The 14462-nt window shown below is 54.8% G+C and carries 15 protein-coding genes and 1 rRNA gene; 7 read left to right on the forward strand and 9 right to left on the reverse strand.

Annotation, left to right across the window (positions count from 1 at the left end; translation table 11 throughout):
- A 16S ribosomal RNA gene (locus F8I07_RS09785) occupies positions 1–77 on the reverse strand; the annotation flags it as partial.
- Between the two features lie 503 nt (positions 78–580).
- On the opposite strand from F8I07_RS09785, the gene F8I07_RS09790 reads away from it, so the two are divergent.
- Together F8I07_RS09790 and F8I07_RS09795 are read left to right on the forward strand one after the other, a co-directional pair.
- Complete coding sequence (locus tag F8I07_RS09790; protein WP_292659050.1) at positions 581–1279, forward strand: Bax inhibitor-1/YccA family protein; 699 nt, start codon at positions 581–583, stop codon at positions 1277–1279.
- The gene (locus tag F8I07_RS09795; protein WP_292659053.1) at positions 1272–1700 is read left to right on the forward strand and encodes a thiamine-phosphate pyrophosphorylase; all 429 of its coding nucleotides are present in this window, start codon (positions 1272–1274) and stop codon (positions 1698–1700) included. The genes F8I07_RS09790 and F8I07_RS09795 overlap by 8 nt, the downstream gene beginning before the upstream one ends.
- Here the strand turns inward: F8I07_RS09795 and F8I07_RS09800 are convergent.
- Entirely contained in the window at positions 1637–2362 is a 726-nt protein-coding gene (locus tag F8I07_RS09800) for a methyltransferase domain-containing protein (RefSeq protein WP_292659056.1), read from the reverse strand. The genes F8I07_RS09795 and F8I07_RS09800 overlap by 64 nt on opposite strands.
- Positions 2363–2454: 92 nt before the next feature.
- Between F8I07_RS09800 and secG the strand changes: the two genes are divergently transcribed.
- The 3 genes from secG to pyrE all read left to right on the forward strand — a co-directional run bounded on the left by secG (position 2455) and on the right by pyrE (position 4089).
- Positions 2455–2796, forward strand: a complete 342-nt coding sequence (secG, locus tag F8I07_RS09805; protein WP_292659059.1) for a preprotein translocase subunit SecG — start codon at positions 2455–2457, stop codon at positions 2794–2796.
- Positions 2797–2917: 121 nt separating this feature from the next.
- Positions 2918–3475: a ribosome recycling factor gene (gene frr / locus F8I07_RS09810; RefSeq protein ID WP_292659062.1), complete on the forward strand. Its 558-nt coding sequence runs from the start codon at positions 2918–2920 to the stop codon at positions 3473–3475.
- Between the two features lie 5 nt (positions 3476–3480).
- Positions 3481–4089, forward strand: coding sequence for an orotate phosphoribosyltransferase (pyrE, locus tag F8I07_RS09815; RefSeq protein WP_292659064.1), 609 nt, complete (start codon positions 3481–3483; stop codon positions 4087–4089).
- Positions 4090–4174: 85 nt separating this feature from the next.
- Here the strand turns inward: pyrE and infC are convergent, their stop codons facing one another.
- Positions 4175–4672 (reverse strand): translation initiation factor IF-3, encoded by a 498-nt coding sequence (gene infC / locus F8I07_RS09820; protein ID WP_292659067.1) that lies wholly within the window; start codon positions 4670–4672, stop codon positions 4175–4177.
- A 50-nt stretch (positions 4673–4722) separates the two neighbouring features.
- Positions 4723–6540 (reverse strand): threonine--tRNA ligase, encoded by a 1818-nt coding sequence (thrS, locus tag F8I07_RS09825; protein ID WP_292659070.1) that lies wholly within the window; start codon positions 6538–6540, stop codon positions 4723–4725.
- Between the two features lie 147 nt (positions 6541–6687).
- Here thrS and F8I07_RS09830 point away from each other — a divergent pair, with 147 nt between their 5' ends.
- Positions 6688–8049, forward strand: a complete 1362-nt coding sequence (locus tag F8I07_RS09830) for a DUF3300 domain-containing protein (RefSeq protein WP_292659073.1) — start codon at positions 6688–6690, stop codon at positions 8047–8049.
- Positions 8050–8316: 267 nt separating this feature from the next.
- Here F8I07_RS09830 and purM read toward each other — a convergent pair whose 3' ends face one another.
- Genes purM through F8I07_RS09845 form a run of 3 tightly spaced genes read right to left on the reverse strand, consistent with a single transcriptional unit; the run spans position 8317 to position 9887 of the window.
- Positions 8317–9318 (reverse strand): phosphoribosylformylglycinamidine cyclo-ligase, encoded by a 1002-nt coding sequence (purM, locus tag F8I07_RS09835; protein WP_292659076.1) that lies wholly within the window; start codon positions 9316–9318, stop codon positions 8317–8319.
- Positions 9315–9527, reverse strand: coding sequence for a hypothetical protein (locus tag F8I07_RS09840; protein ID WP_292659079.1), 213 nt, complete (start codon positions 9525–9527; stop codon positions 9315–9317). Before F8I07_RS09840 ends, purM begins: the two co-directional genes overlap by 4 nt.
- Positions 9528–9572: 45 nt before the next feature.
- A complete protein-coding gene (locus F8I07_RS09845; RefSeq protein WP_292659082.1) occupies positions 9573–9887 on the reverse strand; it encodes an MTH1187 family thiamine-binding protein in 315 nt (104 codons plus the stop codon).
- A gap of 281 nt (positions 9888–10168) precedes the next feature.
- On the opposite strand from F8I07_RS09845, the gene F8I07_RS09850 reads away from it, so the two are divergent.
- Positions 10169–11380: an NAD(P)/FAD-dependent oxidoreductase gene (locus tag F8I07_RS09850; RefSeq protein ID WP_292659084.1), complete on the forward strand. Its 1212-nt coding sequence runs from the start codon at positions 10169–10171 to the stop codon at positions 11378–11380.
- Positions 11381–11475: 95 nt separating this feature from the next.
- On the opposite strand, the gene typA is transcribed toward F8I07_RS09850, so the two are convergent.
- Together typA and F8I07_RS09860 are read right to left on the reverse strand one after the other, a co-directional pair.
- A complete protein-coding gene (gene typA / locus F8I07_RS09855; RefSeq protein WP_292659086.1) occupies positions 11476–13299 on the reverse strand; it encodes a translational GTPase TypA in 1824 nt (607 codons plus the stop codon).
- 149 nt (positions 13300–13448) lie between these two features.
- On the reverse strand, positions 13449–14462 hold a 1014-nt coding region (locus tag F8I07_RS09860; protein WP_292659089.1), incomplete at its 5' end, for a dGTP triphosphohydrolase.

Raw genomic sequence — 14462 nt, forward strand, 5'->3', positions numbered from 1 at the left:
AGCCGTTCTCGTTCGACTTGCATGTGTTAGGCACGCCGCCAGCGTTCACTCTGAGCCAGGATCAAACTCTCCATTAAAAATGGACAATCAAATCCAGTGTCTCAAGATGAAATCACTTTCGTGTTTTCTATCTCGATAGTTTTTTAAAAAAAACCCATCGGATAGACGGTTGATTGTTTACTTATATTCGGTTGTCAAAGATCACGCACAAACTTTAAATCAAGTCCCATACATTGGGCGCTCTCTCAGATCGCTTCGTTGAGCTCTCTGTGTTTGTGGACGCGTATTATAGACAAAAACCCCACCTCTGTCAAGGGTTTCTCCGGGAAAATTGCAAAAATTTTTGATTTTTTTTATTGCTAACATTATATATAGCTTTCTCGCGTAAGCAACTACCCACGATATCCCTCTATCTGTTTATTCATCGAGGTTTGTCCATGCCTTAAAGCTCTCTACTCTTATTCGAGTAAGTTACCGGCTGACGCAATTAGAGTATTTTACTCCGATTTCTATATACCTATTAACCTTGACGATAAAATTCCTGCTATAGTACGTCAAAACATATTCCAAAGGAGTAGCCATGGCTCTGTACGATCGTGACTATGCCAAAAACCTCACAGTCGAAGGTTCCACCGGTGCCCTGGAGGCCAGCCGCGTTGACTTCATGAAGAAAACCTATCAACTCTTGGCAGCCAGTATGCTTGCTGCTGCCGTAGGCGCTTACGTCACCATGCCCTTTGCCGCAGCAGTCTACCAATATAAATGGTTCATTTTCGGAGCCGAACTTTTAATTCTTTTCTTCGGCCTTGGACTCTCCCGCGGCAAGCCCGGACTGAATCTGATAATGCTTTTTCTCTTCACCTTCCTCACCGGCGTTTCCCTGGTGCCACTGCTGGCATCGCTCATTGGACTTGGGAAGGGTGCTGTGATCGGTAATGCCTTTTTGATGACCTCGGTCCTTTTTGGTGCTTTGAGCCTTTTTGCCATTAACAGCCGCAGTGACTTCTCCAACTGGGGCAAACCGCTCTTTATCACCCTGATCATCGTCATCGTCGCTTCGCTCATCAATATTTTCATCCTCAAAAGCCCGATGATCGACGTAATTATCAGTGCCGGAGTGATTCTGCTCTTTAGCCTCTTTACCATCTACGATACCCAAAATATCGCCAACGGTGCCTACGACTCCCCTATCGATGCCGCCGTCTCCCTCTATATCGATTTTCTGAATATGTTCACAGCGATTCTCCAACTTTTGGGAATCTTCGGAAACGATGAGTGATCCTACTCGCCGGCTCCAACGTCTGATCGATGCCAACCTCAACCGCCTCAGAGAGGGGTTGAGAGTTCTGGAGGATATCCAACGCTACCTTTTCGATAATGAAGAGACAGCGCTGCGCTTCAAACATCTTCGCCACTCTCTTCAGAAAGCTTATGATCCCTCCCGCCTGATCCATCGCGATATTCAGGGTGATGTCTTGAAAGAGTCCACAAAAAGCGAAATGAAACGTACCGATATCCGTGATCTGATGATTGCAAACTTTTCACGGGCCCAGGAGTCGGCACGGGTTCTGGAGGAGGCTTTCAAAATAGAGGGTCAGGGTCTCTCGTCGCTTTTCAAAAATGTACGCTATGAGCTCTACGCTTTGGAAAAAGATCTTTTGGGCCGTCCGGAGAAAAAGAGCAGTTCAAACTCCAGATAGTCCAGCGGATAGCTGTCGATCAATCGGCGGATCTGCCGATAGGTCAATCGCGGCTCTCCCCCGCTGACACCGCTGCGTTTGATATAGCGAAAGATCGCCCGGGGGTCTTCAAAACCAAGCCGGTACTCCATCTTTTCGATTCTATCGATTTCATAATATTGCTGCAGAATCGCTTCGACTGTTTCATAGGAACGAATCGGAGAACCGGTTCCGGCACAGTGATGTAGTGTTCGGAACGTTCCGGAGGTAAAAATCGCAAAGGCAGCCCGATTTCCAATGTTGGAAAGTGCCTCTGCCGTCTGTCCCAGGTCCCGGGACCACTGCAACGCTGAAGCGGAGAGGACAGTGTCAATCTTTTCTCTCTCCAAACTTTCAAGAAAACCGGGATCATCAAAATCTCCCTGAAGAAGCTGTACCCGCTTATCCCTCGGGTGAAGCTTGAGCATCTTTTGGGAGAGATCCACAGCGAAAAGTCGGCCGAAGGGAATCTGCCGGCCGCAGAGTTGCCGAAAGATCTCTCCCTCTCCGCATCCGAGATCCAAAAGCCGCCCCGGGTCTCGAGGCATAAAATCACATACCAGTCGCCTAGCGACTTGCCGCTGAATGATATTGTATCGGCCGTAACTCTCGGCAAAACGGCTGAACTCTTTGACAGCTCTCATCAGGCGGCAGGCCTTTTTCATAGGAATTTGGGTATAATCGCGCCAAATTATACCGAAAGCCGCACATTCCGGCATTCAGTGAAGAGGCCAATATGACATCGACACTTATGATCGTACAGATTATTCTTGCTATTCTTATTACCATTGCAATTTTGCTTCAAAAGAGCTCCAGTATCGGTCTGGGGGCCTACAGCGGCAGTAACGAATCCCTCTTCGGAGCCAAAGGTCCCAGCGGCTTCTTGGCTAAGGCGACCTTTACCCTCGCGCTGCTTTTTGTTATCAATACTCTGGCGCTAGGCTATCTTTACAACAAAGAGAGCAGCCGTTCTGTTGTTGACACCCTTCCGAAAAAGGAGGCGAAAGCTCCCGCACCCACTCCGGCACCGGTACCAGCCACCCCTTCGACTGCTCCTTCAACAGAAAAAAAGCAGTAAATCACCAGGAGGTGAATCCCCTCTTGCCCCCTCCATCTTCTCCATACTACCTCTGACGATGTAAGCAAAAAGAGGTTAGAATAGCTCCATTAAATTAATAACCCATCCAAAGGATTCCCAGATGCTTGAAGAGATTTTTGAAGAAACAAAAGATCACATGTCCAAAAGTATCGACGCGATGAAACGGGAGTTTGCCACCCTTCGAACCGGCAAAGTCACTACCCAGATCGTCGACAATATCAAAGTGGACTATTACGGGACCCCCACCCCCCTCAATCAGGTGGGGAATGTGGTTGTCCAGGATGCCACCACCATCGCCATCAACCCCTGGGAGAAGTCTATGCTCTCCGAGATCGAGCGGGCGATCCAGGAGGCCAATATCGGGGTCAACCCCAATAACGACGGGGATTTCATCAAGCTCTTCTTCCCCCCGATGACGGTGGAGCAGCGCCAGGAGATCGTCAAGCAGGCCAAGCAGATGGCGGAAAAAGCCAAAGTGGCCATCCGCAATGTCCGCAAAGAGGCCAACAACAAGATCAAGCGGCTCGAACACGACAAAGAAATCAGCGAAGACGAAATGAAGCGGGCCCTGGATCAGGTCCAGAAGCTCACCGACGAGTTCATCGCCAAGGTCGATGAATCCCTCAAGGCCAAAGAGGCCGATATCCTCCGGGTCTGATCGCCATGAACGTCGAAAAAATCTACAAGGATGCCGGCGCCCTCCTAGAGGGGCATTTTATTCTCTCCAGCGGCAACCACTCCAACCGCTACCTCCAGAGTGCCAGAGTGCTGGAGGATCCCAAACGGACCGAAATGCTGGCGACGGAATTGGCGAAACGCATTCGGGAGAGCGGCCTGGAGATTGACACCGTCTGCGCTCCGGCTCTGGGCGGTGTATTGGCAGGCTACGAGCTGGCGAGGGCGCTGGGAATGCGTTCGATCTTCGTGGAACGCAAAGAGGGACGGATGCAGCTTCGCAGGGGCTTCGAAGTCCGGCCGGGAGAGAAAATCCTTATCTGCGAAGATATCATCACCACCGGCGGGTCGGCCATGGAGGCGGCGGAGATCATCGAATCCCTGGGCGCTGAAGTCGTCGGTTTCGCCGCGCTGGCCAACCGGGGATTCTGCGCCCGGAGCGGCAGCGGCAAAACCCCCAAGGATGAATGCAAACTCCCTGCCGATAAACCCTTCTTCGCTCTGGCCGATTTCGAATTCGAGATGTACACTCCTGAAGAATGCCCCATGTGCAAAGCGGGAAGCGAAGCAGTCAAACCGGGAAGTCGGGGGAATTAGCGCTGGCCCAAAACGGGCCAGTGAGTAATTGGTTATTGGTAATTAGAGGAGGAGAAAGTGTAATACTTTCTCCGATGGGAAAGATCTATTTGTCTTTTTTGGGTGTGACATACATGGAGATGTAGCGTCCCTCTTGATGAGGGGCTTTCTCCAGTGTGCCCAGATCTTCGATCATGGGCCAGACACGGTTGAGGACCTCGACCCCCAGTTCGGGGTTGGCCATCTCACGGCCTCGGAGGAAAACCCGGAGCTTGACGTGCTTGCCTTTCTCCAGGAATTCCCGGGCGTGTTTGACTTTGTAGGCGATGTCGTTGTCGGCGATCTTGCAGGAGAATTTGACCTCTTTGACCTCGATCTTCTTCTGATTCTTCTTCGCCTCTTTTTTCTTCTTTTCGAGCTGGTATTTGTGCTTCCCGTAGTCCATGATCTTGGCCACGGGAGGGGTGGCATCGGGAGAGATCAGGACCAGATCCAGTCCCTTCTCCTCGGCGATCTTCAGCGCCTCCTCACGGGGAATGATCCCGTACTGCTCTTTGTCATCTCCGACGACGCGAAGTTCTCGTGCCCGAATGGCGTCATTCATAATGACGCTATCCTCTCTCCTTTTTCCCCGTGTGTTGCGCTGTTGTTTGCTCAAATTTTCCCTTCTTGAAGTTGTTGGCTCAATTGTAGCATAAAATCGTCAGCCGACAGGTTATACTGTTCCTTTTTACGGCGGTCCCGGATGGCGACGCTGCGCTGTTTGACCTCCTCGTCTCCCACAATCACCACGTAGGGAACCTTCTGTTTCTCCGCCAGGCGGATCCGTTTGTTGAGCGAGTCGTTTCGATCATAGATCTCGCTGTCGATCTCCCGCTCCGTCAGCTCCGCCGCCAGTTCCCGGGCGTAAGCAGTATGTTCCGCTGCAATCGGGACGAAGATCACCTGGGTCGGAGCGATAAAGAAGGGGAACTCCCCGGCGTAGTGCTCGGTCAGGATCGCAATAAAGCGCTCAAAACTTCCCAGGATCGCCCGGTGGATCATCACGGGGCGCTGGCGGGTGTTGTCTTCTGCTACATACTCCACATCGAAGCGCTCGGGGAGGTTGAAATCCACCTGTACCGTTCCGCACTGCCATTTACGGCCGATGGCGTCGGTGATCTTGACATCGATCTTGGGGCCGTAAAAAGCACCGCCTCCCTCGTCAATCCCGTATGCGAGGCCGTTTTCATCCAAGGCCTCTTTGAGCGCGTTGGTGGCGATCTCCCAGACCGCGTCGTCCCCGATGGCCTTTTCGGGTTTGGTGGAGATCTCCATCGTGTACTCAAAACCGAACTTCTTCATCACCGCATCGACAAACTCCACCACCTCCAGAACCACCGGTTTGATCTGCTCGGGGGTACAGAAGATGTGGGCGTCATCCTGGGTAAACTCCCGTACCCGCAGCAGGCCGTGGAGCACCCCGCTCTTTTCGTGGCGGTGAACCACACCGTACTCGAAATACTTCAGGGGCAGATCCCGGTAGCTTTTGGTGGAGTGTTTGAACATCAGGATATGCCCGATGCAGTTCATGGGCTTGAGGCCGTACTCCTGCCCGTCGATCTCGGTGAGGTACATGTTCTCCCCGTAGCAGGCGTAGTGACCGCTGGTGCGCCACATTTCGGCCTTGAGGATCTCGGGACCCCGTACCGGCTCGTAGCCCCGGCGACGATGGGAACGCCAGAGGATCTGCTCCAGTTTGCTGCGAAGCCGGGCCCCTTTGGGCAGCCAGAAAGGCAGCCCCGCGCCCGCCTCCTCGTCGAACATGAAGAGATCCAGCTCTGTCCCCAGTTTGCGGTGGTCGCGCTTTTTGGCCTCCTCCATCATCTGGAGATAGTTTTTCAGTGACTCTTTGTCGGCAAAAGCCACCCCATAGATCCGGGTCAGCATCTCGGCATTTTCATCTCCTCCCAGGTAGGCCCCAGCGATACGGGTCAACTTGAAGTTGTGCAGATAGCGGGTATTGGGCACGTGAGGGCCGCGGCAGAGATCCTCGAACTCCCCCTGGCGATAGATCGAGACCGTTTCGGAGGGGATATTTTTGAGTACCGCCTGTTTCAGATCGTCGTTTTTGAACTTTTGTGCCGCCTCTTCTTTGCTGATCTCATATTTTTCGATGGGAATCTTCTTTTTGACCAGCTCTTTCATCTTCTTTTCGATCTTTTTGAGATCCTCTTCCCCGATCTTTTCGGAGGTCCGGAAATCGTAATAAAACCCTTCATCCACGACCGGTCCGACGAAGAACTGGGCGTCGGGGTAGAGCTCCCGGATCGCCTGGGCCATCAGGTGGGCCGTCGAGTGGCGGATAATCTCCAGAGCTTCGGGAGAGTTGTCGTAGGCTATCTCCCGACATCCTTCACAGGAATCCCCGACACTCTGGGTATCCACAATCTCTCCATCTGCTTTCACGTAGCCGATTATATTTTCGCTCACAGCTATCCTTTTTGATGCGACAATACTGCCGTAATATAATGAGGCAAATTATAGCAGATTGGGATTAGAAAAGTTCCTCTCTCAAGTGGCTATGTTATACTATAAAACTGTGCAAACAGATATATATCAGGTTGGAAGGACAAGAGAATGAAAAAAACCGCTTTATTGGGGATGTTTTTACTTCTTGCTGCAGGAGTTCTGCTCTTCGCACAGGGGAACGGCACCGTTTCGGAACCGGCTCAAAATTCATCCGATGCTGCTGTCGGATCGACCGTTAAAGTAACCGAGGGATCTCAAATACAACAATCTTCCACGGCGACCGCCTCTGCCCAAGCAGTTCAAAACGGTGCCGATGAAACCGCCCCCGTCACAACGTATACCCAGAAGGATCTCGATACAACATTGGCTTCCATCGCTCTCTATCCCGATCCTCTCCTGGCCCAGGTCCTGATGGCTGCCACCTATCCCGATCAGCTCTTGGCAGCGTGGGAGTGGCGGAAGGCCCAGGGGGAGCTCCCTGCTGACAAAATTCTCGAGAAGGCGGGCAAGCAGCCCTGGGATCCCAGTGTTGTGGCGCTGACAGCCTTCCCGGATGTTCTGGAGATGCTTGCAAGCAAACCGACATGGACCCGGCAAATCGGCGAGATGTTCCTGGCCGATCCGGACCGGGTAATGGATACGATCCAGAAACTCCGCAAAAAGGCCCAGGAGGCCGGCAATCTCAAAAGCACCAAAGAACAGACGGTGAAGGTAGAGAAAGAGACGATTATCATTCAACCGGCCGACCCCGAGGTCATCTACGTCCCGGTCTACGATCCGGGCTGGATCTTCGGCCCCTGGTGGTATGATGAACCTCCCTTCTTCTACTATCCGCCCCACTACCATCCCCACGGCGATCATTTCTTCGGTCTCTATGCGGTGCTGGGGGCCTTTCACGCGCTCTGGTGTCATTGGGATTGGCACCACCATGATATCTATATCGATCATCACCACCACTACTATCCCCATCCCATTCCCGGACACGCCAAACCTCTCTCATGGCGCCATCAGCTCCTGCCCAAAAATCCCCACCTAAACGCAGTGCGTAAAAAAGTCGCTCCGACAGCGGTACGCCCCGACAGCAGGGAGATGCGTCGAAAAGCAGCGCAGGAAAAGCTCGAACAGCGAAGCGGAGCCCAACTCAAACAGGCGCAGGAGGCCCTCAGAAAAAATCCGGAAGCCATCCGACAGCAGATCAGCAAACCGGCCGCTCAACCCAAGCCGGCACCCAAGCCTGCTGCCCGGCCCAAGCCAACGGCAAAGCCCAAGCCCGCTGCCAGACCGAAACCGGCGGTCAAACCTCAGCAGCGTCCGTTACCGAAACCCAAGCCCAAACCTTCCGTTCGACCCAAACCGATGCCGCGGCCTATGCCCAGACCCCGACCCATGCCGGCCATACGCCCATCCATGCATATGGCACCGCACTCGATGGGCGGCGGTGGAGCCCGTGTCGGTGGACTACACCGTTAGGGATAGGCTGTCGCCTAGCCATTTTACAGTTTCGTCAAGTTTTATCAGAGAAGAAAAAGAGGGCATTCAGAAGATTTTTGAGGCCTGTCGCCTCTTTCAACCCAAAATTTGCATTAGTCAGCACGTCATCTGCATCGATTATCGGTGGCATGGGTGATCCGTCCAAAGCCTCGACGCACCCTCCGGGTGCGCCTACGTTTTGGACGAACACCACCTACACACCGAGCATCGACGTACCTGACGAACTTTCTACTGCAAAATTTGGGTTCAGGAGAGCGTAACGCCCCGCTCTCCGGCCACCAGTTCACCGATCACATAGGCATCGGTCGCTTTCAGCACGGTATCCACCTCCTCCGCTTCGACGACCCAGACCATTCCGACCCCCATATTGAAGGTCCGGAACATCTCCTCCTCTTCCACATAGCGTGCCATAAAGTCAAAGACCGGCAACGTACGGATCTTGGAGCGGTCCACCACGGCACGGACATTTTCGGGCAAGACCCGGGGCAGGTTCTCTACGATTCCCCCACCGGTGATATGGGCAAGGGCCACGATGTGCTCTTTGTTGGCCTTGAACTCCGGCACGTAGATCCGGGTGGGCTCCAGCAGTACTTCGATCAACGGGCGACCTTCAAAATCATCTTCGAAGGACATTCCCAGCTTCTCAAAAAAGAGTTTCCGTACAAGCGAATAGCCGTTGGAGTGCACACCGGAGCTGGGAAGGGCCAGGAGAATCTGTCCCGGTTTGACCCGGCTGACACGGTCCATCTCTTCCCGTTCGGCGATCCCCACGGCAAAACCGGCCAGATCGAAATCTTTCTCGCCGTACATCCCCGGCATCTCCGCCGTCTCACCCCCGATCAGGGCGCACTGGCTGCGGCGGCACCCTTCGGCAATCCCGCCTACGACACGCCGGGCTTCTTCGGGCAGGAGTCTGCCGGTGGCGTAGTAGTCGAGGAAGAACATCGGCGTTCCGAAATTGCAGATGAGATCGTTGACACACATGGCCACCAGGTCGATCCCCACGGTATCGAGACGGCCGCTGTCGATCGCCAGCTTGAGCTTGGTCCCTACCCCGTCGGTGGCGGAGAGGAGGACCGGTTCACGATATCCCGCGGGCAGGGCGTAGGCACCGGCAAAAGAGCCGATCCCGCCGATGACATGCTCGTCGAAAGTCGATTTGACCTCAGCTTTAATCGCTTCGACGAAGGCATTGCCGGCGTCGATATCGACCCCCGCCTCTTTGTAGCTGACTTTTTCCCGGCTCATGAACGCTCCTTGCCCGAAGCGTCACAGGGAGGCAGAAACTGCCGCAGAATCTCCAGCGAAAGGCATTTGCCTGCAAAACCGCCGATGAGCAGGAGAATAATCACGGCCAGCTGAACCAGAAAGGCAATCTGGGGCTGAGTGGCCGCCAGACCCATGTTGATCCCCAGGATAATAGCGAGGAAGATTCGCTGCATTCGTTCCGCACACACGATGGACGCTCCTTGATAGTTGATATTGGTGCGATTATAGCGAAGCTATCCGTTGAGCTTCCTGCCCAGCTTCTCTTCGACCGAGGCGATCTTTTTCTCCAGACGCCCGATAGGGCCTTTGCGGTAGTCGATTTTGATGACGCTGTAGATCCGGTTGCAATCCTCCGCCAGATCCTCGTAGGCCTGTTCGATCAGTGCAAAGATTTCACTGACGGTCTCCGCCTCGATGATGGTTCCCATCGGCGTCAGGCGGTAGGGGAGGCCGCTGCGATCCACAAGATCCAGAACCCGGGCGACAAAGGCGCTTTTGGATTCGGTCTGATCGGTCGGGAACATGGCAAATTCAACCAGTGCGGACATAAAGACTCCTTTTGCAGTTTTGGCTCTGTATAATGCCATATGACTTCGATAATTTTGGATTTTGGATTTTGTCCTCGTTCCTGCGGGGTTGTCGCTTCGCTCGGACGGATTTTGGATGAAAAGGACGCCTCCGGCGCTTTATATTTTAAAAGAAGCGTTGCAGCGCAACGCATACCGAAACCATTCACTATTCACTATTCACCATTCACCATCCGAAAACAGAGCTTTCGGCCCTTCACTTCTCACTCCTCACGCCTCACTTCAGCATTGGGAAAATCCCAATGCTGATTGTCGTCGGTGCGGGAGCGGCAGGGTTGGCGGCGGCGATCACGGCGGCCCGGCGGGGGATCGAAGTCCTTCTCCTGGAACAGAATGACCGTCCCGGTAAAAAGATCCTCGTCAGCGGAAACGGACGTTGCAATATCGCCAACCGCCGTCCCGACCCTGCCCGCTTCCACAGCACCCGTCCCGAACTTGTCAAAAAGACACTCCAGAGCTACGATGCAAAAAGGATCCTTGACTTTCTGCGCTCTGTCGGTATCGAAACGGAAGAGGAAGAGGAGGAAAAACTCTTCCCCATGGGGCGCCAGGCAGCCAGTGTCGTCAAGCTTCTGACAAGAGAGTGTCAACGCCTGGGTGTCAGGATTGTCACCGAGTGTCAAGTAACCGGGATCCGGCAGGATCAGAAAGAGTTTGTTCTGGAGAGTTCCAAGGGGAGCCATCGATGCCGCCAACTCCTTCTCACCACCGGCTCTCCGGCCGCTCCCCAGCTGGGAGGCAGCAATGCGGGGATGTTCTTTGCCCAGAGCCTGGGACATCGGCTGATTCCGCCCCGACCGGCCCTGGTGGCCCTGGAGAGCGGGGCCTCCTGGACAAAACAGGCGGCAGGAGTCAAACTCCCCGCCAGAGTGGGACTCCTGGCCTCGGGCAGTCTCGTGACGGAGCGGGAGGGGGATCTACTCTTTACCGATTACGGCGTCAGCGGACTGGCGGTGCTGGATCTGAGCCGGGAAGCGAGTCTGCGACTGGCGGAATGGGAACCCTGCGAACTCTCTATCGATCTGATGCCAAATTGGAGCAAAGAGCGTTTGAACAAACTGTTGACAGCACGGATCGATCCGGAGCGCAATCTACCTCTGGAACTCTGGCTGGAGGGGGTTTTGCATCGGAAACTGGTCCCGATCATTCTAAAGATCGCCGGGATCAAAACTGCATCCGAAAGAGATCTCAACCGCAAAATGATCGGCCGACTCGTCTATACGATCAAGCATCTGAAACTCCCTATCCAACAGACCCGGGATTTCCGCTATGCCGAAGTGGCCGCCGGAGGGATCGACCTGGCCGAGATCGATCCGGAGCGGATGGAGTCCCGCAAGGTCCCAGGACTCTACTTCGCCGGAGAGATCCTGGATGTGGACGGGGATCGGGGAGGATTCAACTTCCACTGGGCCTGGACAACAGGAATGAGGGCAGGGATGTCAGTTAGGAGTTAGGAGTTAGGAGTTAGGAGTTAGGAGTTAGGAGTTAGGAGTTAGGAGTTAGGAGTTAGGAGTTTGACACACCTGACAGTTTCTGTCAAGTGCTGTCATTACGCCTGTGCAGCGTTTTTCTTGTCCCGTTGGGAGCGGCGGCGGGCGGCGGGATCGAGGTGTTTTTTGCGGATACGGATGTTTTCGGGAGTCACCTCCACCAGTTCGTCATCTTCGATCCACTCCATCGCCTGCTCCAGGGTCAACTTGCGGGGAGGAACCAGTTTGATGGCATCGTCGGCTCCCGCAGAGCGCATGTTGGTCAGCTGCTTGCCTTTGAGAGGGTTGACCTCCAGGTCGCCGGGGCGGGCGCTTTCACCGATTACCATCCCGTTGTAGACCTTGGCCTGGGGTTCAATGAAGAGAATGCCTCTTGCCTGAAGGTTGTAGAGACTGAAGGCCACCGCTTCGCCGTTGTCCATGGAGACCAGGGCTCCCTGGGTCCGACTCTCGACGGTACCGGTATAGGGGCGGTACTCCAGGAAGGAGTGGTTCATTACTCCCTCTCCTTTGGTGTCGGTGAGAAACTCGCTGCGGAAACCGATGAGACCCCGGGCGGGGATTTCGAACTCGATCCGCACGGTACCGTCGGGCATGGGGGTCATGGAGGTCATCTCGGCTTTGCGCTTACCCAGCTTTTCGATGACGGTCCCCTGGAACTCTTCGGGCACATCAATCACCAGATGTTCAAAAGGTTCCATCCGCACACCGTTCTCCTCTTTGATGACCACTTCGGGACGGGCCATAAGGAACTCGAAGCCCTCCCGGCGCATATTCTCCGCCAGAATCCCGATCTGCAGCTCTCCCCGTCCGGAGACTTTGAAGCTGGCGTCCCCCAGAGGTTCCATCCGCATAGCGATGTTGGTCTCCATCTCCTTCTCCAACCGCTCCCGGATCTTGTTGGAGGTGACGTGCTTGCCCTCGGTTCCCGCCAGGGGGCCGTCGTTAACACTGAAGATAACGCTGAGGGTAGGCTCTTCGATATGGAGAGGATCCAGTGCCATCGGCTTCTCGGGATCGGCCAGGGTATCCCCGACGTCAATATCACTGAAGCCGGCGACGGCGACGATATCTCCCGCTTCGGCCTCGTCGATCTCGATCCGATCCAGTCCCCGGAATCCGATCAGTTTGCTCACCCGACTCTTGACTTTTTCACCGTCGGCTTTGATCAGGAGATACTCGTCCCCTTTTTTGACCCGGCCGTTGAAGATTCGGCTCACACCGATCCGGCCAACGAAGTTGTCATAATCGAGGGTAAAGATCTGGGCCTGGGTCGGCGCCTCGGCGGAACCTTCCGGATAGGGAACATGCTCGATGATCGCTTCAAAGAGCGGGGTGAGGTCTTTGTTCTCATCCTCCAGATTCCATTTGGCGTAGCCGTCTCTGGCGGCCGCGTAGAGCACCGGGAACTCCAGCTGCTCGTCGCTGGCCTCCAGGGCCACCAACAGGTCGAAGACCTCATCCACCACCCGCTCGGGCTCGGCGGCGGGTTTGTCGATCTTGTTGACGACAACGATGGGCTTGAGGCCCAGTTCGATCGCCTTTTTGAGGACGAATTTGGTCTGGGGCATGACCCCCTCCTGGGCATCGACGAGGAGCAGAACACCGTCGACCATCTTGAGCACCCGCTCCACCTCGCCGCCGAAGTCGGCGTGGCCCGGGGTGTCGATAATGTTGATCTTGTGGTCACCGTAGGTAATAGCGGTGTTTTTGGAGAGGATCGTGATCCCCCGCTCTTTTTCGATATCGTTGTTGTCCATCACCCGCTCGTCCACCTCCTGGTGGGCGGCAAAGGTGCCGCTCTGCTGGAGCAGTCCGTCGACGAGGGTGGTCTTGCCGTGGTCGACGTGGGCGATGACGGCGATGTTTTTGATCTTTTGCATGAAGTTTCCTAACAGTGTATTCTTATGAAATTGCGCGCATTATATCCAAATGTTTTCCATCGTGCCTGCGCAGGTCCCGGATAACGAGATTTTGAGGAAAGAAAAATCGGGGAAAGAACAACGGTGAAGAAGCTTAAACCCCTTTACAACTACTTTAGAGAGATCCCGTAGATCTGATGGTAGCTTTTCAGGGCATAGCGATCGGTCATGGAGGCGATGGTGTCGACAATGACCCGATGAACCGGCCGGCGGGCGAAGAGCGCTTTCTGGGATTCGGGGAGCAGATCGTGCTCCTCGCTGTAGGCCCGGTAGAGGGCTTCGACACATCGTTTGCCTGCGTACATATTACGAACGATCTTTTCGTGGCGGTAGAGCTTGAGATAGAGGCGTTTCTTCAGCCGCTTGAGTCCGGTGGCCACCGAAGCGGAGAAACCGACGGGCAGAGGCTCCTCCGCCGGAAGCGTGGCACAGAGCGGCCGGTCGGAACGGTGAGCCTCGGCCCCCGGGCGGGAATGCTCGATGAAGTCCTCCACCAACAGCCGGATCAATGAAGCGACGAAACGGTGGCGGTAGAGATACTCACCGGGAACGACTCCTTCAGCCCGCACCCTCCGGTCCACCTCCTGCACGATCTCCAGATCCTCCAGATCCGAAAAATCGATCAGGCCGTATTTGATGCCGTCGTCGATATCGTGGCTGGTGTAGGCGATCTCATCGGCATGATCGACCACCATCGCCTCGAGGGAAGGATGGCGATCCAGAGCGAAGGCCTCCCGGATCCAGTCGGGAAAGAAGGGTTTATCATAGGGGTAGGAGTGTTTGAGCACCCCCTCCAGGGTAGCAAAGGTAAGGTTGAGCCCGTCAAAATCTTTGTAGCGCTTCTCCAAAGTCGTCAGGACCCGGAAGGACTGAAAATTGTGTTCGAAACCGTTGGAATGACCGTCGGCTTTGAGCAGGGCATCGAGACGGTCGCCTCCCACATGCCCGAAAGGGGTATGCCCCAGATCGTGGGAGAGGGCGATTACCTCCGCCAAGGTCTCGTTGAGCTCCAGCATCCGCGAAAGAGTCCGGGCGATCTGACTCACCTCCAGGGAGTGGGTCAGGCGGGTACGGAAATAGTCCCCCTCATGGTTGAGGAAGACCTGGGTCTTGTACTCCAGCCG

The sequence above is a fragment of the Nitratifractor sp. genome (assembly GCF_015487065.1).
Classification (GTDB): Bacteria; Campylobacterota; Campylobacteria; order Campylobacterales; family Sulfurovaceae; genus Nitratifractor.